This is a genomic window from Nostoc sp. C96 (genome assembly GCF_059384975.1).
In genome coordinates this window covers 1352818-1375542 of sequence record NZ_CM182020.1, presented here as the reverse complement: position 1 = coordinate 1375542, position 22725 = coordinate 1352818, and the positions used below count along the sequence as shown (strand labels likewise).

Below are 22725 nucleotides of genomic sequence, written 5' to 3'. Positions count from 1 at the left end.
ACCAGCAAATTTTCTGTCCGCAAATATGGTTCAGTATACTCTCGCCCAAAGTCCAGAAATCATCCTCACTATTCCTGGCAAAGATTCAGCTAAAGCCCGTGATAAAGCAATGGATCAGTTGATGGAACTGATGGATGCAGGTAAACTCCCCACGGAATTAGAAGAAGGATTTGGCCCTCAACAATTAATTGAAGTTAAGGAATCAACTGTTGATACTGCGAATAACGGTGAGGATGCCATTACTCAAGCAGTCCAATTGTTAAGTAACTTAGCTACACTAAAGTTAAAAGTGCAAGAATCACGCACTGAAGCATTAGAAATTCGTAAATCGGTTGACGTGCTTTTCTCCGATAACTCTGTTACCGAAGAGGAAATTACTCGTCTTAAAGAAGGTTTTAAAGTTCTGAAAAATTTTGCCCAAGCAAATCTGCGTTACCAAGAAGCGCGAACTAAAGCAGAACAGGCTCGGCAAGTTTTAGATCAGGCTTTAAAATCCCCTGAAACTTAAAACTTGAGAAGTCAGAATTTTAAATTCTGACTTCTGGCAGATGATTTAGCGTCTTCTGATGCCTCTAAAAACAGAGTTAGCTTGGTCGGCGCTATTTTCTGTTTCTACTTCCACGATTTCAGCACTACCACTGTTTTTGTAGTATTGCTGATAGTAGTTATGAGAAACAGGTGTTGAATCTTTTGACTTGTTGGCAATCATCCCTAACAGGGGTGTACCAGATATCTGAATTTCTTCCAAAACTTGCTGTAGGGCAGTACGTTTTAAATGGCCTAAGCCAGCTACCATCACAATACCATTGGTGTTGGATGCTAAAAGATAAGCGTCAGCAAATCCTAGTAGGGGTGGCGTGTCATAAATCACTAAATCGAAACTACTTTGCAGTTCGTCCATTAAATCTTGCATTTTCTTAGAAGCCAGTAACCGCACTGAGTCGGGAGGTGTTGGCCCCGCAGTCATCACAAACAGATTGTCTTCAATAGGCGATCGCTCAATGACATTTTCCCAATCCAAATCTTGGGCAATTACATCAGTCAAACCTTGAACGTTCAAAATGCCAAGTCGCTGGTGTAAAGTCGGACAACGGAGGTTAGAATCTACTAGCAACACTCTCTGCCCCATTGCGGCAGCGGCTTGTGCTAAATGTACCGCCACAGTAGACTTGCCATCTCCTTGTCCGGCAGAACTAATTACCAAAGACCGAATTGGATCGTCCGAACCCAACAACATAATATTGGTGTAAAGCGATCGGAAAATTTCAAAGAAAGAAGCCCGATTAGTTTGTTGCAACCCTCTGGACAAATTGGATTGGGGTGCTGCTTCTAATTCTTTTCTCAGAGGTACAATTCCTAGTAATGGTAGCTTTGTACTGTTCTTTAACTCTTGAACTGTGTAGAAAATATTGCTGAGTTTATCGACAATTAAAGCTGCTCCTATACCCAAAACTAGTCCTAAAACACCACCAATTGCTAAGTTCAGCTTGGCATTGTTAGAAATCGCACTTGGTTTATTAACTGTAGCTAATTTCGGATCAAGTAACCGCCAAGGCTGTTGTTTTTGGGCTTTTTCAATTTCTAGAGCTTGTTGTTTAGTAGTAAATTGAGTCAGACTACTGTTGGCAATTCCTAATTGTTGTTGAATGTTGCTGTAATCACGACTCAATGTGGCTAAATATCTTACGTCATTATTCAGATTTTTGATTTTGTCATATAAAAACTGATCGCGTGCTGAAACAGAACGAATTTGGCTTTGCAATTCTTTTTGCAGACGCATTTCCTCTCCAGCCAGCAAAGGAAGTAAATAAGCTTTTCTTTCTCTGAGCGTTTGCATTGCTGGATTTTCTTCACTATATATGGCTGATTTTTGGGCAATTTCAATATCAACCGCTTGGATTTGATCCAGTATCCTTTGATAACGCCCATTTTCACTAAGCAAAGAATTACCTGCTCGTTCGCCGCGACTTTGAGCTAATTCTCTTTGCAAATCCTGATATCTTGCGACTAATTGCTCTAGTTGTAACCGATTCTCTATCCGCTGTTGTCGCAATCCAGCTAATTGACCAGCTAATTCTTGCGCTCTCTGAGTTGGATCAATTAAGTTATTTTCTACTTGTAAATTTCTGAGTTGATTTTGCCAATATTTTACCCGTGCTTCTATTGGTTTTCTTTGTTTATCAACGAACTCAATCGCTTGATCAACATCTAACTGACGTTCTTGTAAACTATACGCTAAATAGGCATCAGCTAGTAGCTTAGAAACATCACTAACTAATTTGGGGTCTGGGTGTGTATATTGGACAGTTAAAATATCTGGCGATTGTGAACCGATGCTTAAGCCAGAAGCTAGAGAATTATAAGTAATATATGGATATTTAGTCTTTAGCTTTTCCACAATCGGATCGAGTACTCGCGGACTACGTAGTACTTGAATAGTTGTATTACCACCGCCATCGCCTTTATTTGAGGAAGCTACCACTCTAGGGGTGGCATCTTCATCAGAAATTGTCTGAGGTACACTAGCTATCACCTTTGTCTCTCCAGTTACCTGTCTGGTTAAAATATCAAACGAACCCAGATATACAGGAGGATCGGTTTCTGCCTTTAACACCGCTACTGTAGCTACTAAAGCAGTGATCCCAGAAATTAGCAATAATCGACGACGCAGAATGGCGAAAATCTGCCCTACATGCAATTCATCGTCATCATTGTTGTTGAACTGAGCAGATTTAGCTTGTGACAGGTAAGGGTGTTTTTCTGACTTCAGCATAGTGTTTGTAAATTAAACGACTGGGGTTTGATGCAGCAAAAACCGCGATCTGAATTTTGGCGTAGATGCTTAGAATGCTTGTAAGTTACCTTGTCTGTTGCTATGCCCTGGCAATTAAGTGAATTGACTAACTAACCAATTCGTTAGACAATTTTCAGTATGCAGGTATTATGAAAAACTTAGTTCATACACTTATCATTGTGGTTACAGTTTTACAAATACAGCTTAGTAAAGGGTAACGCAATACAAATACAGTAACATTGCGTAGGCTAATTTTGCTCGCCCTACCGAACATTCCTTTTTAGCTATACGAAATTTTTAATTAAACTGCAAGAAATTTTTAACTTCCTAGCTCTGTGTAATATCGTGGCCGGAAAAAAATTTATCTAGTGGATTAACTTATAACGAATTTAGCATCATAGCAAAGTTAGCACTTCCGCACGGGCCAAAAAAATCTACCCATAGATGAATAAGAGTGTCAGAGGGTTCTTGATTAAGTCCTAAAATCGCTGAGTGATGAGTGTAAACCCCGTATTTTTAAAGCCTTGAGTCATCAATATAGTCTTAATTGATGGTTCGACTACCATAATTTGTATGTTGCTTGATATTGAGCGTATTAAAAACTTATCCAGCAAGTATATGTATCTGCGACTGGATTTTTGTAGTGAGATGTTATGAGGAGAGAGTTATATACAAATTAAAAAAAGGTAGAAAACTCTACCTTTTTTTATACTGGGGCGCTAGGATTCGAACCTAGGGATGGCGGGACCAAAACCCGCTGCCTTACCACTTGGCTACGCCCCATCGCTTCACCTCTGTTAATATAGCAGTCCTTGGTGGGTTAGTGTCAAGTACTTTGATAGTAAATTTTAGGAAAGAAATTCAGATGCTATTGACTAGATGAGAGGATACAGTTCGTTGCTAAGAATGGTTATAGCAAATGGTGGTAGTTACTTAACACGGTCTGCTGGAGAAAAACTGTACCAGGTATACCAGTGACGGACTGCTAACCAAACCGCCGAAAGTAAACTGGCTCCACTTAAAGTCAGACCACTAAATGGAACTAATAATCCAAATACTGGTAGCACTGCTCCAGCAATAGAACAGATAATTACAGCAATAGAAGCGCTGCGATTGGCACCTAATCCCCAACTTAATGTGAGAAAGATGAGAGAAATCATTGTCCAGGCTAATTCAGGATTTATGAAGCGAGCCAGGTAAGTCAAAGTCAAAATACATGCAAAGAACATACCAGATGCGATCGCCACATTTTGCAAACTCATTGGTACTGACAAATACAACAGCAATATCCACCAGAGAAATAATGCTGGTGATAATAATAACAACCGAGGCATGATCCCCGTATTACGGATAGGTGCGGTGTTGGTAAAAACTCCAAAAGGATTTTTTACAGAAACATTGTCATTAAATATCCAAGTATACTGAGTGCTACGGCGATCAGCTTTAATTTCGTTCGGTACAATACCACTAGCAAACTCAACAGGCGTAAAGTTAGCGGTTGCTGTCAGGCGAAAGTTACTGAGGATTTGTCCCGCAGCATTGTAAACCCAGCGCGGCCCTCCTTGAGCTTGATAAGTAACGCGAAAGTTAGCTGTTTCTCCTGGTTGCAAACTGAAGGGAAACCCATAGTCTCCAGGGTTCACAAGTTCGAGTCGAGTTCCGGAACGTTCGACTTTGTAGTTAGACAGCAGTGAGTAGCCATCGGGCGGTGGTGCTTCAAAGAAAAAACTTTGAACATTTTGGAGTCGATTGATGACTTTATAATCTGCACTGTAATCTATGCGATAAATGGCACTACGACCTTGAACATCTGTATTTTGCTCAAGTTTGACCTGAATCTGCGATCCTGCCAAGGACAGAAAACGGGTAACTTCGCGTGTATCGTTGACTTTAACTATTTTGCCGTTAACTTGGTTGTTATAAGTGAATGGCTCTTGAATCACATAACGGACTTGCGGTGCTGTCTGCTCTAATTTATCGCCAGCAACTGTTTGGGCAATTTGTACAATCTTTGCCTGTTCCCAATGATGATAGCGATTGCCTAAAGTAGAAGCAAGAAAAAATCCGACTACCAACAGAACTAATATCAGAGTCAGGTGCTGTAATCCCCGTAAAAGTTGGGAGTAACGCACAACCCACTCACCAAGAAAAATCACGTTTTCTTCTTGATGGCGACGTAAGGCAAAACTTATAAGTGCGATCGCTACACCCAAGGCTATAACTAAAAATACTAATAAAATAGAAGCCTTGAGTAGTTGGTTGCCAAACTGAATCAGTTCTATTGGATGTGTCAGATCAGGTAATCCAGGAATACCTTGATTAGAAGAGGACATTGATATTTTTTTTACAGAATTTGAAAACTCAGACTGATGAAATTTCGCAAAAGTTTCGCCAACAATGTCTACGTATCTTACTTGTATACTGATTAACTGACTAAGCAGAACACAGAATTTTCACTAATCAACATTTTACGGTTACTTACTGATTACCGTCGTTGCTGGCTGTTTGACAAACAATCTCCATAGAATTAGCTTCAGGGGTTCCAGGTTGAGGGGTAATTTCTTGCTTGGTTTGTTTTTCAGTAACTAACTGACCATCTGCACTGTAGATAGAAGATGTTTCAGAAAATAAACGACCTTCAGTACATGAAGCACGAAAAGTAGTTTTTGTGAGACCATTACCCTGTTTTTGCAAGATAGTATACTTACTTCCTTGCACCGAGCCTGCATCTAAAATAATTGGATTACCATCATGATCAGCACCTACTTGTATATGAAATGCTAATTGGTTATTAGTAGTTTGAGCTATAGCTGTATTACCTACTAACAATGTCACTGCTACTACAACGCTACTAAAGCTCTTTAAAAACATACGCTTTATTTAAATGTGTCGAACTATATATTCTTTTGTATTCATATTTACTTGATTTTTGGTGCGGTAAAATCACTGGAAAATTTAAGAATCCAAATCTAGTTTTATGAAAAATTGCGCTGATTTTAGTTACTAAATAGACTTTTTTGTTACATTTAAAATTAGCTAAAATAAGTCTTTTTACGTAATATTTAGCATCATAAAAAAACCGTAGGGGAACTGCTACGGTTTTCTAGGTATATTACTGAACTCTAACCTTATGTGAAAAGCTGATATCTTACAACTTCAGCTCTTTACCTAATCTCTAATCTCTAGGCAAACAGTTTAACGGCTTTCAACTCATTCGTCATCACAGTCTTGACAAACCCAGCTTGGTGAAATCTTCATCTATGACTACCGTAAATTTATATTGATTGTGTGAATTTCATGCAGTTCTTGGCAAACTTTTTAAGTATTAATACTATAAACTCTTAATTTAAATATACGTTTCCCAGTAAAATTTTGATAAAAATGTTAAAATAATCACTCTGAGATTTACGAAAAAAATCAGTGAGCAGGTAGGAAAAAACATAAAAAAACCCCGTTAAGTCTTCGGGGTAATAGCTGCGACAATTTCGGAGTGATTTCACTGGATGAGTTATCAAAAATACAGCCAGGAGATTGCTTTGACTAGACCTTTGCTTCCAAAGATTTGAGCAACTCAGTATTCACACCAGACTCACGAGTCAGGGCTATTTTACCAGTCCGGGCTATTTCCCTAAGACCAAATTTTTGTAGCACCTGCACAATCGCTACCATCTTTCCGGGGTCTCCTACTACTTCCAAAGTAAGAGAATCTTCCGCTACATCGACAACCCGCGCTCGGAAAATCTGAGCCAGTTCAATAACTTCAGAACGGTGAGTGCTATTAGCATTCACTTTCAAAAGCATTAACTCTCGCTCTACACAGGGAGTTTCTGTAATATCTTGAACTTTAAGCACATTAACCAGCTTGTATAGTTGCTTGGTGATTTGTTCGATTATGCGATCGTCACCAGCCACAACCATCGTAATGCGGGAAACTCCTCCCTGCTCCGCTTGGCCAACAGCAAGGCTTTCTATGTTATAGCCACGGCGGGCGAACAAACTAGAAATGCGGGAAAGAACACCCGCTTCGTCTTCTACTAGAACAGAAAGGGTATGTTTCATCTTTGCCAACACAGGCTCAGGTAGCATATTACTAACGCAAACACTAGTTAATGGCTACCTTACACGTACTGTTAAACTAAATTTTTTGATAAGTGCGATTTTCTATTTTAAACTTATACCTGCACTCATTACACTTTCTAGACAGAAGTTCTCGACAAATCATACTGAAAGTAGAAACCTTCTGAAGTGTAGATCTTTTCCTTGACAGATGAAAATAATGACAAAGAACCATTATCTTCAAAATGTTATGGAATGTTTATAGGAGAGTAGCATTTATGGGTTGGTTAAAAAGATTATTCGGTTTGGAAAAACCACAAAATGCACAAGTCAATCCGGCTCCGCAAGCAGTACCCCAAGCTGCTACTGCTGCGCCTACAGCAACTCAATCTATGCCACCAGAACGGATCGGATTGAATGGCGAATATGACCAAAGTGGATTGGCCAAGCGGGTAGCATTAGCATTTGATCAAGATCAGCAGCTTGATGACATAGACACACTTTGGGTTGCTCAGACTGGTGGAACTGTAGTTCTCAAAGGTAAAGTTCCTAGCCAGGAGATTCTCAACAAGATGGTTTCTGTAGCCCGCGCTGTCAATGGTGCTACAGAAGTTGATACAGCCCAAGTCCAAATAGGCTAGATCTGCGTGAATGAATTCTGTACGACTGGCGGATAGTGTAGCGTAAAGCCTTATCTTGGAGAGGCTTCACCAACGGCATAGCTTCGCTTAGAGCGAGTCCGCGAGCGTCAGAATAACCGAGTTTAAGGCTCCCACCAAATTGAAAATTTGGTGGTTAACGAGGTTTTTGAAGTGTGGTCTTCAATTAGTCGTCGGTCAAAGTTGCTTAATGATTGATTCTGACTCCTGAATTCTAACTTGTGAATTCTTCTTCAATGCTGGCGATCGCCAAAACATCGAGTCATCCAATCTAAAATTGCTTGGTTAATTTGTTCTGGACACTCATCATGAGGGCAATGTCCTACATTCTCTAGGTTGAGTAGTTCTAATTTGTTGTTGTATTGAGCAAATCGAGTAGCCAATACAGGTGGAACAAAGCGGTCTTTTTGTCCCCAAATTAACAGCATAGGAATTGTTAATTTGGGCAATACAGCTTTGACACTAGGACTAAAATTAACGCCGATCGCCGCTTTAAATAAAGCACTAAAAGCCCGCGCCGAACCTCTGTCTTGGGGAGGCCCAGCCAAAATTTCTATAAGTTCATCGGTAATAGCTTCGGGATTTGCATAAGCCAAACTCGCCCAGCGCCGTAAGACGCTGGGTTGACGCACAAACTGAAATACTGGCTGCAATACTAACGGGGAAGCAACAATATTTTTGATAGTTTTCACAATTGGTCGCAAAACAACAGGTATCGCTTCTTGTTCCAATGATGGGTCAGGTAAACTCATCATCACAATGCCTTGTACCATATCAGGGTGAGCCGCTGCTGCTGCTAAGGAAATCAATGAACCATTAGAATTTCCTATCAATACAACAGGTTGGCGGATAAATGCTCGCCAGAATTCGTATACCTGCTCAACCCATAATTCTATGCTGTAATTTGCTGGAGCTTTTTCCGAAGCGCCAAAACCCAGCATATCTAAAGCATAAACTGTATGATATTCACCCAAAACTTCTAAATTATGCCGCCAATGTCCAATAGAAGCACCAAACCCATGTAGCAAAATTAAGGGCGTTGAGTGATTGTAATTGGCGCTAGGGCGGATGTAAGTATAACGAGTTTGCCAGCCCCGCCAAACCCAGTCCCTTTGATTGCCAACTCGCTGTTGCCAGTGTACTGCTGTGGTCAAGCTTACCTCCGATGCTGGAAGATGTGCATACTATATACATCCAATATAAAAGCTGTCTATTGAAGTCGGAATTCTGAAATGTGAAGTCTGAAATTTTGAGACAGTCGCTTATGGGAAAACTCACGACTGACTCAGGAAAATATTCTGATTCCCCTACTCCCGAACCCTAATATATATTTTCGTATATTTGTCAACAGTAAATAAAATAATTGTTACAATAAATAATTTTGCCTTTGCTTGTGTAATTTAAGTTAACTATTGCAGAGAAATTTTTGTCATTATGAGTAGAATGACAAATACAGCCCTTAGTAACTAGACTATAGATTAGTTACTCTAGAATCAAAGACTGATTGTTAAGTCCTCAGTTATTTTAAGTATTGTACTTCTGAGGCATACCGAGCAAAACCAAACTATATTCTAAAAAGAGAGCTTCCATAAATCATAATGCCTGTGATTGAGAAAAAAAGAACTCGCGATCTGCCCCAAATCAACGAGAGAATCCGCTTCCCGAAAATTAGAGTCATTGATACTGATGGCTCCCAACTAGGAATTATCACTCCTCAGGAAGCATTACAACTAGCAGAAGAAAAAGAGCTAGATTTGGTGCTGCTGAGTGATAAGGCTGACCCGCCAGTTTGCCGAATTATGGACTACGGGAAATACAAATTTGAACAGGAGAAGAAGGCGCGGGAAGCCCGGAAAAAGCAGCACACGGCTGATGTCAAGGAAGTAAAGATGCGCTACAAAATCGAAGAACACGATTACAACGTGCGTGTGAAACAAGCAGAGCGCTTCTTGAAAGATGGTGATAAAGTCAAAGCTACTGTTATGTTTCGGGGTCGAGAAATTCAACACAGTGACTTAGCAGAAGATTTACTCAAGCGTATGGCGACAGATCTTGAACCTTTTGGAGAAGTGCAACAAGCACCGAAAAAAGAGGGAAGAAATATGATGATGTTGATTTCGCCGAAGAAATAAGCTTTAACTTTTCTGAACACAACGCATAGTTTACAGCTAGAAATAGCCTAGCGACCATAAATCGCAGAAGTTTATCAAAAACTGATAGTCCTGAGAGCTGAGTGGGAAACATAATACTCAGTTGCTCAGGACTCTTGCTTTTTAAGTGCTGAGTGCGATGTTTGCTCGAACTGTTGCAGGGTGATATCAGAAAGTTAAACTGCATGGAACTGAAAAATTACTCGTTGGTTGTCAATAAAGGTGTTCTCTCACGACTGCTACAGTGGGTAAATCTGCGACCAGAAGAAGGTGAACGTACATGGATTATGTTTGCCTTTTACACAACTGTATCTATTGGATTACGCTGGGCAGAGGATAGTACAGTAGCACTGTTTTTAGATGAATATGGGGCTGGGCCGTTGCCTTGGATGTACATTGCTAGTGCTGCAACGGGTGCAGGGTTGGTTTTTGTTTATTCTTGGCTGCAAAAGATTTTTCCTTTGCGTTGGGTAGTGGTAGCGATCGCACCTTGTATGGTTGTGCCGCTGATATTCTTGGTATTATTGCGTGAGGGATTACATCTTTCGTACCTAGCAGTAATTTTGGTATTCATCCTGCGACTGTGGGTAGATGGACTTTATGTAGTTAACGACCTCAACACTTCAATTGTTGCTAACCAAATATTTAACATCCGCGAAATTAAACGCACATACCCATTAGTTAGTAGTGGATTATTAGTGGCAGATGTCATTAGTGGCTTTAGTTTGCCGTGGATTTTGCAATTTGTCAAACTAGAAAAAGTCATTCTCATTGCTTGTTTATTGATTGTTTTAGGGTCAGCAATTTTAGCTTATTTAAGTAATCAATATCGAGCCGCCTTTCCTGATGCGCCACAACGTCAAGTTCCCCACGAACAAGCTTCTCGATATCGACGGATTCAAGCACCACTGCGCCGCTATACATGGCAGTTATTTGCGTTTGTTGGTCTTTTACAAGTAATTGGATTATTAGTCGATTTTCAATATCTCCGGGAACTGAAATCTAATTTAGGCGATCGCGACCTTGCTAGTTTTTTAGGTATATTCGGGGGGATAGTCGGACTATGTGAGTTAGGAACTCAATGGTTTGTTTCCAGCCGACTCATCGAACGGATTGGGGTATTTTTCACCGCCGCACTGTTACCGATTAGTGTTGGCTTTGTTGTCCCAACTGCGATCGCATTATTAAATTTATTCCCCGCTTTGCATTCTTATGGCATTTTTTGGGGATTAGTCAGTTTAAAATTTTGTGATGAATTGCTGCGCTACACCTTTGTTGTTAGCAGTGGACCAGTACTTTATCAACCCATTCCCGAACGGCTACGCAGCCACATGCAGGCATTATCTGGCGGAACAGCCGAAGCGATCGCAACTGGTGCGTCTGGATTACTAATTTTGGCGACTTTGTTTGTTTGTAACCGAGTTGTTCCCACAGCATTACAAGAGTGGGTATTTGTGGGCGAAACCGTATTAGCGGCTGCTACCTGTTTAAGAGTTGTTTGGGTACTGCGATCGCGTTATGTTGATTTGTTAGTTTTGAGTGCAGAACGGGGCGAATTAAGTGCTTCTACCGTCGGCTTGCGTGTCTTTAAACAGGGGGTAGTCAAAGCTTTAGGAGAAAAAGGTAGTACCACAGATAAACACTCTTGTATTGAACTTTTAGCCCAAATTGATCCCCAAGGAGCCGCCGAAGTTTTAGCACCGTTGCTGTTGAAGTTACCGCCAGAATTACAGCGCCAAAGTTTGGAAGTTATGTTTATGGGCGGGGCGAATCCTGCTTATATTTCGGATGTGCGCCTGTTAATTGAACAACTCCCAGAAAAAATTGATCCAGAAGTTTTGGCTTTAGCGTTGCGCTATGTTTGGCTGGCTGAGGAAAATCCTAATTTGAGTCAATTAGAAGAATATTTGCACGCGCGACACCATTCCTTAATTCGCGCCACCGCCGCCGCTTTGATTTTGCGTCAGGGAACGCCGATACAAAAAGTAGCAGCTACCAAAACTCTGCAAAGGATGTTGACTCATCAACAAGAACGAGAACGCATCAATGGAGTCAAAGCCTTAAGAGAAACAGTTTATCTTCAAGCTCTGCGAATTCATATCCCCAATTTGTTACAGGATGAATCTTTGCGTGTGCGCTGTGCTGTTTTGGAAATGATTGCAGCGACTCGCTTAGAAGATTACTATTCAGCCTTGATTGCTGCACTTTACTATAAATCAACTCGCAGCACGGCTATGCGTGCCTTAGCCAAACTGGAGAATGAAGCTTTAGATATGTTGTTGCGGCTGGCTACCAATACTTATAAGCCAGAAATAGTGCGGATGTATGCGTGGCGAACAATTGCTCACATTCCTACTCTAGAAGCGATTGAAGCCCTCTGGCTACACTTAGAAAAATCTTGGGGTGCGACTAGATATCAAATTTTGCGTAGTTTACTTAAAGTACAGAAACAACCAGAAACCAGCAATCGAATAGACCGCTTCCATCAAACTAGGGTAGAAGGTTTAATTGAGCAAGAGTTAAAGTTTTTAGGAGAAATTTACTCTGCTTACATTGACTTGCAAAAACCACCAACTCTGGACAATTATTCCACATCCCAAAGAGCAGCGGTTGTCTGCGAATTGTTGCAACGAGCGCTATTAGAACTAGAAATTGATGGACGAGAAAGGTTACTGTTGCTTTTGAAACTGCTGTATTCGCCAGAAAAAATGCAAGCAGCAGCGTTTAATTTGCGATCGCCTTCTGGGGTGAATATCGCACGGGGTTTAGAAATTTTAGAGCATACCGTTACTTTACCCGTCAAATCACTGTTGTTGAATATTTTAGACAAGCGATCGCACCAAGAAAAACTGCATTATTTAGTAGAAGCTGAATTAGTAGAATATCAACCAATGCCAGTCAGTGAGCGACTACAGAAAATGCTGAGTTTGGATAATTTTCTGTCTGATTGGTGTTTAGCTTGCTGTTTTCATCTGGCGCAAGTTAGCCGCATTCGCCTAACTAGTAAAGAGATTTTACTAGCCTTGCGTCATCCTACAGGCTTTGTGCGAGAAGCGGCGATCGCATATTTAAATGCAGTTTCACATCGCGTTCTCTTAGAACTATTACCAAAATTGCAACAAGATTCACACCCATTGGTATCTACCCAAGTAAAAGAGTTAATGAAAAAATACACTGCTCGCCGTCCCTCTGCCACCATCCCCCATTAACTTAGATAGAATCACTATGGTGATATTTAAATCTATCTCAGCCTGATGAAAAGCGATCGCACACAAAACTCACAAACTTCTTTTCAACGTCCTGAACTGCTTGCGCCCGCAGGTAACAGGGAATGTGCTAAAGCTGCTGTCGAAAATGGTGCTGATGCGATTTATTTTGGGTTGGATAGATTTAACGCCAGAATGCGGGCGCAAAATTTTACAGAAGCCGATTTACCGCAATTAATGCAGTTTTTACACCTGCGGGGTGTCAAAGGCTATGTCACAGTTAATACACTGATATTTCCTAAAGAATTAACAGATGCACAGCAATATCTCCGCACCATTATTGCGGCTGGGGTAGATGCGGTAATTGTGCAGGATGTCGGCATTTGTCGTCTCATTCGTCACCTCTCACCTGATTTTCCTATCCACGCTTCTACTCAGATGACCATCACGAGTGCGGCTGGGGTAGAATTTGCTAAATCTCTCGGCTGTCAGTTAGTAGTTTTGGCGCGGGAATGTTCTATTAAAGAAATTAATAAAATTCAGCAAGCAACTGCTTTACCATTAGAAGTTTTTGTTCACGGCGCTTTGTGTGTCGCTTATTCTGGTCAGTGTTTGACGAGTGAAGCTTTGGGTGGGCGTTCGGCTAACCGGGGTGAATGCGCCCAAGCTTGTCGGATGCCATACAATTTAATCGTTGATGGTGAAATTGTCGATTTGCAGGAACGCAAATATTTACTCAGTCCCCAAGATTTAGCAGGGTTAGAAGTATTGCCTGATTTGGTCAAGGCTGGGGTAACTAGTTTAAAGATTGAAGGGCGGTTGAAAGCGCCGGAGTATGTTGCGAATGTTACTCGTGTTTATCGAGAAGCTTTGGATAAGGTGATGGCGGAGTTGGAGAGACCTAACCCCCTAACCCCCTTCCCTGCGAGGGAAGGGGGAAATAAGACTCCCCTCTCCGCTTCGGAGAGGGGTTGGGAGAAAGGTCAAGAACAATACAACTTAGAAATGGCGTTTTCGCGTGGATTATATACTGGCTGGTTTAATGGGATTAATAATCAAGAATTAGTTCATGCGCGGTTTGGGAAGAAACGCGGGGTTTATTTGGGCGAAGTTACCCGCATTCGCAACGAACAGGTGACAATTAGGTTAGAAGCACCTGTCAAACCAGGAGATGGAATTGTTTTTGACTGCGGTCATCCAGAGGGAAAGGAAGAAGGTGGTCGAGTTTATACGGTGACGCAGAAAGGTCAGGAAGTTGTACTCACTTTTGGCAAAGATAGCCTTAACTTCCGGCGGGTGCATATCGGTGATAAAGTTTGGAAAACTAGTGACCCAGAATTAGATAAGCAGCTGCGTCAGAGTTTTGCTGGAGAGAACCCACAATTTCAACGTCCGATAGCTTTGGAAATTTATGGGGAAGTTGGGGAATTATTAATAGCGATCGCTCGTGATGAACTTGGTAATATTGTACAAATAGAATCGGCGATTGCACTAACCGAGGCACACACTAAACCTTTAGATACTGACCGTTTGCGAGAACAGTTCGGTCGTCTGGGAAACACTCCCTTTTGTTTAGGAACTTTAACTAATCATCTCAACGGTGCTGTAATGGTTCCCGTGAGTGAGTTAAATCGGATGCGTCGAGAAATCGTCACGCAGTTAGAAGCGTTACGCACTCAACCCAAACGCTGGGAACTGCGTTCTAATATTTCCTTGCAAGACCTACTTCCGGCTAAATCTTCTTCATCTCCCGCATCTCCTTCACTCATAGTTCTAGTACGCAACCTCAAGCAACTCCAAGCCGCCTTGAATACTGGTGTGGAAACTCTCTACTGCGAATTTGAAGACCCCTGCACCTACCGCCAAGCCGTACAACTAGTAGGGGCGAACGGCCGTTCGCCCCTCCCTCAGATTTGGGTTGCACCTCCCCGCATTACCAAACCTGGAGAAAACTGGATTTTACAGCAAGTACAGGCTGCAAATGCTGACGGCTATTTAGTGCGGAATTATGATCAGTTACAATTTTTTGGTGCAGACAAATGCGTAGGTGATTTCTCGCTTAACGTTGCTAATGCGTTAACCGCAGATTATTATCAACAGCACTTTGGTTTAGAAAGGCTAACTGCATCCTATGACTTAAATATTGCTCAACTCGAAGACTTACTTAGCAGTTGTCCACCCCAATGGTTTGAAGTGACAATTCATCAGCATATCCCCATGTTTCACATGGAACATTGTGTTTTTTGCGCCTTTCTTTCAGAAGGCATAGATTATACCAACTGTGGTAGACCCTGCGAAAAACATGAAGTAAAATTACGCGATCGCGTTGGTAGTGAACATGTTCTGCAAGCTGATGCAGGTTGTCGTAACACAGTATTTAATGGCACAGCCCAAACCGGAGCCGAATACGTACAGCGTTTGATAGAACTGGGTTTACGCCATTTCCGCATTGAATTTGTCAATGAAACACCAGAACAGGTGACTAAAACAATACAGCGTTACCGTCAGCTACTCCAAGGTGAAATTTCTGGTTCTCAACTTTGGCGAGAATTGAAGTTACAAAATCAATTAGGGGTTACTCGCGGCCCTTTGGGGTTATCTACGGTTGGCGGTGGGAGGAAGTTGTAATATCGTGTCCGGTCAAATTATCATTAAGACCGCAGAGGACGCAGGGGAGCAGAGGAAGAGTTTTTGGGTTTTGTGCATAGATTTGGGAATTATCACTAATTAGCCGGACATGATATTACAACAGCTTTTTTGATAAGAAATATCGCTGATGACCGGGAGGAAAGTCTTCTAAAACGCCAAAGATTTGATAGCCGAGACGTTGGTAAAAACCCAAGGCTTGAAAACTAAAGGTATCGAGATATGCGTGTCCACAGCCGCGTTGTTTCGCTACTTTCTCAGCCTCTAGTATCATTTTGCTACCATATCCTTGGCCGCGCAGTGTCTCAGATACCCACAGATGGGAAATATACAGCCATTCCCAATTTGTTTTGCCAATTAACCCCGCAACAATGGTACTATCATTATCCCGTACCCAAATAGCTAGAGGCTTGTTGACATCTGGCTGTGTTTGACTATTGTTGTATTCCACCAGATGGCTGATGACAGTATGAATATCTTTTGCATCAGGTTGATCATCTACTGTAATTTTTAGATGTGTCATCTTAGTCATTTGCACTAAATGGCGCTAAAATATCACGGAATCCCACGGTCACAAAGTTGTCTTTCCCATAAAATAGGAGCGAAGCTTCTATAAATCCTTCAACTATCTCAAGGTAGAGGTTTTGTAGCGGATTTGAAATTATATCCAGATTAGGCCTGTAGCATCTATAACGCTAGTAAGATTTTTATGAATTCCCGGATTCGCTTTTTAATGTGTCCTCCTGACCACTATGATGTGGACTATGTGATTAATCCTTGGATGGAAGGGAATATTCACAAATCCTCACGCGATCGCGCCGTCGAACAGTGGCAAGGTTTATATCAAATTCTCAAAGAACACGCAATTGTAAATTTAGTCACACCCCAGAAAGGTTGGCCTGATTTAGTTTTTACTGCCAACGCGGGTTTAGTTCTCGGTGACAATGTTGTACTGAGTCGTTTTTTACATAAAGAACGGCAGGGAGAAGAACCACACTTTAAACAATGGTTTGAAGAAAACGGTTATACAGTCTATGAACTGCCAAAAGATTTACCTTTTGAAGGCGCAGGTGATGCACTTCTAGATAGAGAAGGGCGTTGGTTATGGGCGGGATATGGTTTCCGTTCTGAGTTAGACTCGCACCCATATCTCGCTAAATGGCTGGATATTGAAGTGTTATCTCTGCGTTTAATTGATGAACGTTTCTATCATTTAGATACTTGCTTTTGCCCTTTAGCTAACGGCTATTTACTTTACTATCCTGGCGCATTTGATTCTTACTCCAACCGCTTAATTGAAATGCGTGTCGCCGCAGAAAAGCGCATAGCCATAGCCGAGGCTGATGCAGTCAACTTCGCTTGTAATGCGGTGAATGTTGACAGTATCGTAATTATGAACAAAGCCAGCGATGCTTTAAAATCTCGTTTGGCGGAAGTTGGTTTTCAAGTTCTGGAAACTCAGTTAACCGAATTTCTCAAGGCTGGTGGTGCAGCTAAATGTCTCACCTTGCGCGTAACAGAACCAGTCCGAGATGAAGTTCATGCGAATGTGTCTGTCGAAAGTCGGATTATTCGTCTAGAAGGACATTTGCTGGACTCTGGTTTAATTAACCGCGCCTTAGACTTGATTGTCGATACAGGCGGAAGTTTCCAAGTTTTGAATTTCAACTTGGGAGAACAGCGCCAAAGTACCTCGGCGGCTGAAGTGAAGGTATCAGCACCATCCCATGAGGTGATGGAAGAAATCATTTCTCTATTGATTGATTTGGGTGCGGTAGACTTACCTCAAGATGAACGGGATGCCAAACTGGAACCTGTGATTATGGCAGGTGTAGCCCCTGATGATTTCTATGTCAGTACAATTTATCCGACAGAAGTGCGGATAAACGGGCAGTGGGTGAAGGTAGAAAATCAGCGTATGGACGGCGCGATCGCCATTACTCAAGGCTCTAATGGTATAGTGGCACGGTGTAAAATTCTCCGCGATTTGGAAGTTGGCGAACAGGTAGTTGTCGATGTCCTGGGTATCCGCACCATTCGCAAAACCGAATCACGGGAACAACGCAACTCCCAAGAATTCAGCTTTATGTCGGCGGGTGTTTCTAGTGAACGCCGCGTGGAATTAGTCGTGGAACAAGTTGCTTGGGAACTACGTAAAATCCGAGATGCTGGCGGTAAAGTAGTTGTCACAGCCGGGCCTGTGGTTATTCATACTGGTGGCGGCGAACATCTCTCACAGCTGATTCGAGAAGGATATGTACAAGCCTTACTAGGAGGAAATGCGATCGCAGTCCACGACATCGAGCAAAATCTGATGGGAACATCCCTTGGTGTAGACATGAAGCGGGGTGTCGCCGTGCGGGGTGGACATCGCCATCACCTCAAGGTAATTAATAGCATCCGTCGTCATGGCAGTATAGCCAAAGCTGTAGAGGCGGGCGTAATTAAAAGCGGCGTGATGTATGAATGTGTCCGCAATAATGTGCCGTTTGTCCTAGCTGGTTCCATTCGAGATGACGGGCCTTTACCTGATACCCAAATGGATTTGATTAAAGCCCAGGAAGAATATGCCAAACATCTCGAAGGTGCGGAGATGATTTTGATGCTGTCATCCATGCTGCACTCCATTGGTGTAGGGAATATGACCCCAGCTGGTGTGAAAATGGTTTGTGTGGATATTAACCCGGCTGTAGTGACTAAATTGAGCGATCGCGGTTCGGTTGAATCAGTGGGTGTAGTTACAGATGTGGGTTTATTCCTCAGTTTGTTGATTCAACAGCTTGATAAGTTGACAAGTCCTTATCGTGCAGTGGTAGGTTAAGAAAGGTTGCGTGCAAAGAAAGGAAATGGCTAGAGTCGCTTTCACAAGAGAGTTACAAGTTAATTGGGTCAGTTTCATTGCTGATTTTCTGCTGGCGGGGATGGTTTTTGGCCCGCCAGTCGCCCCCTTTCTTGCTGCGTCTGGTGTATGGTTACTTGGGGGTATTGCGAACATCATTTATTTCATGGGGAATCATGTATGTCCGCAACCAGATATGGGCTTAGATTTAGCACCCCCATTTATCATGGCTGTGTGTATGCGGTGTTATGGTACTGTCACAGGGCTGTTAGTGACCCGCCTACTGTATGCTGTGACTGGTGGTAAAGGTTTTTATTGGTTAAGCCAATATGGTTGGAATGGTGCGGCTTTCGCTAGTGTTTTCATGATGGCTTACCCATTAGAATTAGCAGCGCAAATTTTTGGCTTATGGGATTTTAATAATTATGTGGTTACACCCTTTGGGTTAATGACTGGTTTGGCTTGGGGGTTGTTTACGATGCCGATTTTGCATAGTGGACAGCGTAGTCAGCTTTTCTAAACGCCAAGTAGCGCCAAGGTTGACGCAGCGGAACACAGAGAATTAAAGAAGTAAAGACAAACCCATAGCACAAAATATCTATAAAAGCTAGATACATGAATAGAGAAGAATTTTTATTAAGTATTAACATCAATGAGCAATAGATTCATTGACGAATCCGGCTGAAGATAGCTTTAATATTCAGTTAAAATCGGCGATTATCCTTGTATAAATGAGAGGTGATCTGATTTTTGCATGATTTGTACTTGAATGAGTACGATTATCAGCAACTGATACAGCTTAGGATAATCTCATCCTAGAGGTTGCAGTTGATGGACAAACCCAAAACTCAGATAGATTGGGCTAACGCATCCTACCGTTTTCTAGCTTCTGTCTTTTTACTGACTGTCTACCTTGGAGTTGATGCAGTAGAGATTAGAGGCATTTATGGTTATAGGGAATACAATGTGTTACCCAGTCAAGTCTGATAAACTTGTGCCTTGTCTAATCACAGCCTTTTGGTTGTAATTGTCCGGATTAAAAAACCCAACTGTCAAATTTATGGAAGTTAAAATGCAAGAACCGGAATTCGCAGAAACAAAATCCACAGAAGCAGCAGTGGCAGATATCAACAGCCAAACAGGAACCATTACTAAACTCCAGCCTCCTGCTCAACCTCAAGAGGAATGGATAAAATACGGAGAACAGATTTCTGGCTTTTTAGGAACCCTGCCTGAGTACCTTGGTAGCTTTTTCAATAAATACAAGCAGCCCTTGGTTAGTGTTGGCTTAATTTTGACAGCACTGGTCGCAGTTAAGGTACTTTTGGCAATATTAGATTCTTTGAATGACATTCCTTTGGTAGCACCTACCTTTGAGTTGATTGGTATTGGTTACTCTGCTTGGTTTATTTATCGCTATTTACTCAAAGCTTCAACCAGGAAAGAGCTAACTAACGAAATTACAACTCTTAAATCACAAGTGGTTGGCAGAAACGCTCCTGGCGCATAATAACAACTCTCGCTGCAATTTAATTTAAAACACAGAAGTGAGGGCAGCACCAAACACTGCCTTCACTTCTTAAAGATTCAAATTTAGGTACTGATACCATTTTGAATTTTGGATTGTGTCAGCTTTTTTAATTTGCTCTTATTTACTGAGATGATAATTCGTTAGTGAATTTACCTGTGGATAATGAACTTTGTCCAGGTGATCGCACAATATTCTCAGAAGAAATTTTATCTAGCCTGCCCAACTTGACTAACGCCTGATGCACCATTGCCGCTACTTCCGCACGTGTAGCTGCTTGATTAGGAGCCAATAATTGGGGAGTACCATCGGTAATGACCAAACCATTAGCTGTGGCGATCGCTACCTTGTCCACAGCATATTTAGGAATATTTTTAGTATCTTGATAAATACTTAACACCTGTGACTGTTTGGCTGATTGTTTAAGATTCAACCCACTCACAAGAGCTACTAAAACTTGTACACGGGTAATCTTTTGACTTGGTTTAAAAGTTTTGTCAGGAAAACCTTTTAAAAATCCTGCACCTACAGCGCGATCGATTGCTGGTGTTGCCCAATATTTGGTTGATACATCTTTAAAAGGGACAGAATTTTTACTCAGTTCTGTGTCAAAAGCTTGCTGGAGAATAGCCGCGAATTCAGCACGGTTAACAGGCTGAGTTGGCCTAAACGTATAATCTGGAAAACCCTTAATAATGCCACGCGCCGAAAGAGCGTTAATAAACCGAGTTGCCCAAAAATCAGTGGGTACATCGTTAAAGGCAATAGGGGGTGGGATAATCGATTTTTGTTCAGTTGGGGTAACTAAAGGTAAAGGTGACGATGGAATTGATAAGTCTGAGTTTCTAGATGTAGAAAAAGGTTCAGATCTAGGTGATGAATTTAGTGGAGTTACTGGAACTGCTGGAAGTATCAAAGGAGAAGGAGGGCTAGGTTCAGGAACTATATCCTTGGGCGGTAACGGCACAGCCTCAAGTTGAGCATCTACCTTTGGTTGCACCTGGGAAGCGGGAGAAGTAATGGCGGGACTTGGTTGAGGTTTACTGGTTGAACTTGGTGATGGCGACAAAACTATATTGAAGTTCCAGTTATTATCCCGTCGAGAAAATGACCACAACAAAATTCCCCCGATCGCCACAAAGGCAACCAAAATGGCAATAAATTCATCAAAGCCAAGGGCTGTTTTGTCAGATGACTTAGGATCGGAAGGCGGTAGATTGGTCATCGTGTTTCCCTGGAAGCAATCAAGTTTATTTTGAGAAATTAACCTAAAAAATGAGGAAGTATCGGTGACTAAAGTCGTAATTATACAAACAAAACCCGCGTAGGCGGGTTTAACAACTTAATTTTTATACATCCTCTACACACATTTACTTCATACTTTTTAAAGCACTCTTAAGATACTGGCAATACTATCAATCGCCTCTAGATGCCGAATTTCATCCAAAGCTTGGCGGAAGTCGCCTTCTTTCACATCGTGGGTAACAACAACAATTTCTGCTAATGCGCCTTGAAAACCCGTTTGCACAACTGATTCTAAGCTCACACCATGATTACCAAAGCAAGTTCCTAATTTGCCAATCACACCAGGGTGGTCTTTGGTGAGGAAACGGGCGTAAAAACGAGTGACTAATTCAGCAATGGGGGTAACTTGACAGTAATCTTCGTGTCTACAGCTAAGTAAGGGATTTGGTACAGCAGAATTACTCTTAAGGGCTGCTACTAAATTTAAAATGTCTGAGGTGACAGCACTGGCTGTTGCACCTGCACCTGCACCTGGCCCAAAAAACATTACTTGGCCGATGGGTTCGCCTTCTACAAGAATGGCGTTATAAACACCGTTAATACTGGCTAATGGGTGAGCTTTGGGTACAAAGGTGGGATGAACTCGCACAGATAACTGAGAGTTAGCTTTGTTTTGGTATTTAGCGATCGCTAATAATTTAATCACAAAGCCCAATTTTTCAGCGTAGGTAATATCTGTCTTACTAACTTGACGGATACCCTCACAATAAACATCTTGTAAATGAATGCGTCCACCAAAACCCAAGGATGCTAAAATCGCAATTTTATCGGCTGCATCTAAGCCATCGACATCTGCTGTGGGGTCAGCTTCAGCATAGCCCAAGCGTTGAGCATCAGCTAAAACATCACCAAAGTCGCTACCTTCAGTTTGCATCCGGGTAAGGATATAGTTAGTCGTACCGTTAACAATACCAATAACAGTATGAATGCGGTTGACGCTTAAGGCTTGCTTTAAGGGTTGAATTACCGGAATTCCGCCGCCCACAGCAGCTTCGAGCATTACATATACACCAGCTTCATTGGCGGCGTTGAAAATTTCTGCTCCAAATCGGGAGATAGCGGCTTTATTAGCTGTGACAATATGTTTACCATTTTTGATGGCTTGGAGAATGAGCGATCGCGCCGGTTCCAATCCTCCCATTACCTCAACTACAATATCCACTGCCGGATCATTAACAATCGCTGCTAAATCAGTAGTTATCGCTGACTGTGGTAATTCTACAGCACGGGTTTTGTCAGGCGATCGTACACCCACTCGATAGATTTCCACTTCCTCTAACAGTGGATGACGGCCAACAGCATCTTGTAGTAGTTGCACCGTACCTGTACCTACTGTACCTAATCCTAGTATTCCTAGCTTTACACCCACAAACTTTTCATCCAATATATTTAGTGCTGAGTGCTGAGTGTTTAACCACCAAGACTCTTTTCTCAGTAAGTATATATAAAAAACAATTGTAGGGTGAGCATCGCCCACCCTACAGATTATCCTGTTTTAGTTGTCTTTTGTCAGTTGTCTTAATCTAATGACTAATGACTAAT

At 41.9% G+C, this 22725-nt stretch carries 17 protein-coding genes and 1 tRNA gene; 9 read left to right on the top strand and 9 right to left on the bottom strand.

What is annotated here, in order from left to right; genetic code table 11:
- Nucleotides 1-25: 25 nt before the first annotated feature.
- A complete protein-coding gene (locus AC504W_RS05910) occupies nt 26-508 on the top strand; it encodes a hypothetical protein (RefSeq protein WP_096583067.1) in 483 nt (160 codons plus the stop codon).
- Nucleotides 509-553: 45 nt separating this feature from the next.
- Here AC504W_RS05910 and AC504W_RS05905 read toward each other — a convergent pair whose 3' ends face one another.
- The 5 genes from AC504W_RS05905 to ilvN form a co-directional block, all read right to left on the bottom strand.
- Nucleotides 554-2773: a GumC family protein gene (locus AC504W_RS05905; protein WP_494876761.1), complete on the bottom strand. Its 2220-nt coding sequence runs from the start codon at nt 2771-2773 to the stop codon at nt 554-556.
- A 732-nt stretch (nt 2774-3505) separates the two neighbouring features.
- Nucleotides 3506-3577: transfer RNA gene (locus AC504W_RS05900), tRNA-Gln, on the bottom strand.
- A 146-nt stretch (nt 3578-3723) separates the two neighbouring features.
- Nucleotides 3724-5127, bottom strand: a complete 1404-nt coding sequence (locus AC504W_RS05895) for a hypothetical protein (protein WP_494876759.1) — start codon at nt 5125-5127, stop codon at nt 3724-3726.
- Between the two features lie 145 nt (nt 5128-5272).
- Nucleotides 5273-5665, bottom strand: a complete 393-nt coding sequence (locus AC504W_RS05890) for a hypothetical protein (protein WP_103125111.1) — start codon at nt 5663-5665, stop codon at nt 5273-5275.
- Between the two features lie 669 nt (nt 5666-6334).
- Nucleotides 6335-6853, bottom strand: a complete 519-nt coding sequence (gene ilvN / locus AC504W_RS05885) for an acetolactate synthase small subunit (RefSeq protein ID WP_096585593.1) — start codon at nt 6851-6853, stop codon at nt 6335-6337.
- A gap of 275 nt (nt 6854-7128) precedes the next feature.
- On the opposite strand from ilvN, the gene AC504W_RS05880 reads away from it, so the two are divergent.
- Nucleotides 7129-7491 carry a BON domain-containing protein gene (locus AC504W_RS05880; RefSeq protein WP_096583075.1) on the top strand — a complete coding sequence of 121 codons (363 nt, stop codon included), beginning with the start codon at nt 7129-7131 and terminating at the stop codon, nt 7489-7491.
- A 251-nt stretch (nt 7492-7742) separates the two neighbouring features.
- Here the strand turns inward: AC504W_RS05880 and AC504W_RS05875 are convergent, their stop codons facing one another.
- Nucleotides 7743-8663: an alpha/beta fold hydrolase gene (locus AC504W_RS05875; RefSeq protein WP_494876758.1), complete on the bottom strand. Its 921-nt coding sequence runs from the start codon at nt 8661-8663 to the stop codon at nt 7743-7745.
- 444 nt (nt 8664-9107) lie between these two features.
- On the opposite strand from AC504W_RS05875, the gene infC reads away from it, so the two are divergent.
- The 3 genes from infC to AC504W_RS05860 all read left to right on the top strand — a co-directional run bounded on the left by infC (nt 9108) and on the right by AC504W_RS05860 (nt 15493).
- Complete coding sequence (gene infC, locus AC504W_RS05870; RefSeq protein ID WP_015111888.1) at nt 9108-9641, top strand: translation initiation factor IF-3; 534 nt, start codon at nt 9108-9110, stop codon at nt 9639-9641.
- Nucleotides 9642-9844: 203 nt separating this feature from the next.
- Nucleotides 9845-12868: an MFS transporter gene (locus AC504W_RS05865; protein WP_494876756.1), complete on the top strand. Its 3024-nt coding sequence runs from the start codon at nt 9845-9847 to the stop codon at nt 12866-12868.
- 45 nt (nt 12869-12913) lie between these two features.
- Nucleotides 12914-15493 carry a U32 family peptidase gene (locus tag AC504W_RS05860; protein WP_494879569.1) on the top strand — a complete coding sequence of 860 codons (2580 nt, stop codon included), beginning with the start codon at nt 12914-12916 and terminating at the stop codon, nt 15491-15493.
- Between the two features lie 115 nt (nt 15494-15608).
- On the opposite strand, the gene AC504W_RS05855 is transcribed toward AC504W_RS05860, so the two are convergent.
- Entirely contained in the window at nt 15609-16043 is a 435-nt protein-coding gene (locus AC504W_RS05855; protein WP_494876754.1) for a GNAT family N-acetyltransferase, read from the bottom strand.
- A 177-nt stretch (nt 16044-16220) separates the two neighbouring features.
- Between AC504W_RS05855 and argZ the strand changes: the two genes are divergently transcribed.
- The 4 genes from argZ (at nt 16221) to AC504W_RS05835 (ending at nt 19860) form a co-directional block, all read left to right on the top strand.
- Nucleotides 16221-18332 (top strand): bifunctional arginine dihydrolase/ornithine cyclodeaminase, encoded by a 2112-nt coding sequence (gene argZ, locus AC504W_RS05850; RefSeq protein WP_494879567.1) that lies wholly within the window; start codon nt 16221-16223, stop codon nt 18330-18332.
- Between the two features lie 25 nt (nt 18333-18357).
- On the top strand, nt 18358-18870 hold the full coding sequence (locus tag AC504W_RS05845; RefSeq protein ID WP_494876752.1) for a DUF2085 domain-containing protein: 513 nt from the start codon (nt 18358-18360) through the stop codon (nt 18868-18870).
- A 311-nt stretch (nt 18871-19181) separates the two neighbouring features.
- Nucleotides 19182-19337, top strand: a complete 156-nt coding sequence (locus AC504W_RS05840) for a hypothetical protein (RefSeq protein WP_187308147.1) — start codon at nt 19182-19184, stop codon at nt 19335-19337.
- Between the two features lie 85 nt (nt 19338-19422).
- Nucleotides 19423-19860, top strand: a complete 438-nt coding sequence (locus AC504W_RS05835; protein WP_096585596.1) for a CAAD domain-containing protein — start codon at nt 19423-19425, stop codon at nt 19858-19860.
- Nucleotides 19861-20002: 142 nt separating this feature from the next.
- Here the strand turns inward: AC504W_RS05835 and AC504W_RS05830 are convergent, their stop codons facing one another.
- Complete coding sequence (locus tag AC504W_RS05830) at nt 20003-21103, bottom strand: S-layer homology domain-containing protein (protein WP_494876750.1); 1101 nt, start codon at nt 21101-21103, stop codon at nt 20003-20005.
- 159 nt (nt 21104-21262) lie between these two features.
- Nucleotides 21263-22552, bottom strand: a complete 1290-nt coding sequence (locus tag AC504W_RS05825) for a homoserine dehydrogenase (RefSeq protein ID WP_494879660.1) — start codon at nt 22550-22552, stop codon at nt 21263-21265.
- Nucleotides 22553-22725: the final 173 nt, after the last annotated feature.

What these genes read in the sequence shown, in the direction of transcription:
- AC504W_RS05910 (WP_096583067.1), top strand. Translation starts at nt 26, where the DNA reads ATGGTTCAGTATACTCTCGCCCAAAGTCCAGAAATCATCCTCACTATT.
- AC504W_RS05905 (WP_494876761.1), bottom strand. Translation starts at nt 2,773, where the DNA reads ATGCTGAAGTCAGAAAAACACCCTTACCTGTCACAAGCTAAATCTGCT.
- AC504W_RS05895 (WP_494876759.1), bottom strand. Translation starts at nt 5,127, where the DNA reads ATGTCCTCTTCTAATCAAGGTATTCCTGGATTACCTGATCTGACACAT.
- AC504W_RS05890 (WP_103125111.1), bottom strand. Translation starts at nt 5,665, where the DNA reads ATGTTTTTAAAGAGCTTTAGTAGCGTTGTAGTAGCAGTGACATTGTTA.
- ilvN (WP_096585593.1), bottom strand. Translation starts at nt 6,853, where the DNA reads ATGAAACATACCCTTTCTGTTCTAGTAGAAGACGAAGCGGGTGTTCTT.
- AC504W_RS05880 (WP_096583075.1), top strand. Translation starts at nt 7,129, where the DNA reads ATGGGTTGGTTAAAAAGATTATTCGGTTTGGAAAAACCACAAAATGCA.
- infC (WP_015111888.1), top strand. Translation starts at nt 9,108, where the DNA reads ATGCCTGTGATTGAGAAAAAAAGAACTCGCGATCTGCCCCAAATCAAC.
- AC504W_RS05865 (WP_494876756.1), top strand. Translation starts at nt 9,845, where the DNA reads ATGGAACTGAAAAATTACTCGTTGGTTGTCAATAAAGGTGTTCTCTCA.
- AC504W_RS05860 (WP_494879569.1), top strand. Translation starts at nt 12,914, where the DNA reads ATGAAAAGCGATCGCACACAAAACTCACAAACTTCTTTTCAACGTCCT.
- AC504W_RS05855 (WP_494876754.1), bottom strand. Translation starts at nt 16,043, where the DNA reads ATGACTAAGATGACACATCTAAAAATTACAGTAGATGATCAACCTGAT.
- argZ (WP_494879567.1), top strand. Translation starts at nt 16,221, where the DNA reads ATGAATTCCCGGATTCGCTTTTTAATGTGTCCTCCTGACCACTATGAT.
- AC504W_RS05845 (WP_494876752.1), top strand. Translation starts at nt 18,358, where the DNA reads ATGGCTAGAGTCGCTTTCACAAGAGAGTTACAAGTTAATTGGGTCAGT.
- AC504W_RS05840 (WP_187308147.1), top strand. Translation starts at nt 19,182, where the DNA reads ATGGACAAACCCAAAACTCAGATAGATTGGGCTAACGCATCCTACCGT.
- AC504W_RS05835 (WP_096585596.1), top strand. Translation starts at nt 19,423, where the DNA reads ATGCAAGAACCGGAATTCGCAGAAACAAAATCCACAGAAGCAGCAGTG.
- AC504W_RS05830 (WP_494876750.1), bottom strand. Translation starts at nt 21,103, where the DNA reads ATGACCAATCTACCGCCTTCCGATCCTAAGTCATCTGACAAAACAGCC.